Annotated in this window: 1 protein-coding gene; it reads right to left on the bottom strand. The window is 68.8% G+C overall.

Features of this window, described 5'->3' with window-relative positions; translation table 11 throughout:
* On the bottom strand, positions 1 to 439 hold a 439-nt coding region (locus AC2JF9_RS09445; RefSeq protein WP_500727259.1), incomplete at both ends, for a hypothetical protein.

The following is a 439-nucleotide window of genomic DNA, read 5'->3' as shown; positions in this document are numbered from 1 at the left end:
CTTCGAGCGCCAGTGGATAGCTGCCATCCGCGATCATATCGGCTGATTGTTGCGCCTCGTCCGCCAGCCGTGCTGCGGCGAGGCAGACCTCCGCGCCAGCCGCCGTCAGCGCGGCGTTCCGCGGCGCGAGGTCGAGGGCATTACCCACATGGGCGCTGACGTTGTGCACGCCCGATTCCGCGTTGCGGGCGCGGGCGACTTCCGCAAGGACCGAGAGGATGGCCGTCGTGCGCGTGGCGACCTCGTGCAGATGCCGCACCCGCTCGCGCTCGCGCGGACTCGCATCCTGTTCGGACCGATCCGCAGCCTTGAAGCCGATCTCGTAGCCGCTGCGTTCCGCGATCGTGACGGCGACCCGCGACCACAGGCGATCACCTTCGCGGTCGCCCTTCCTTCGACAAGCACGAGCTCGTGTGCGTGCCTCCGAGTAGGCCATGTC

It is taken from the genome of Lactobacillus sp. C449L (assembly GCF_059900815.1).
This window is presented reverse-complemented; position numbering and strand designations above follow the sequence as displayed.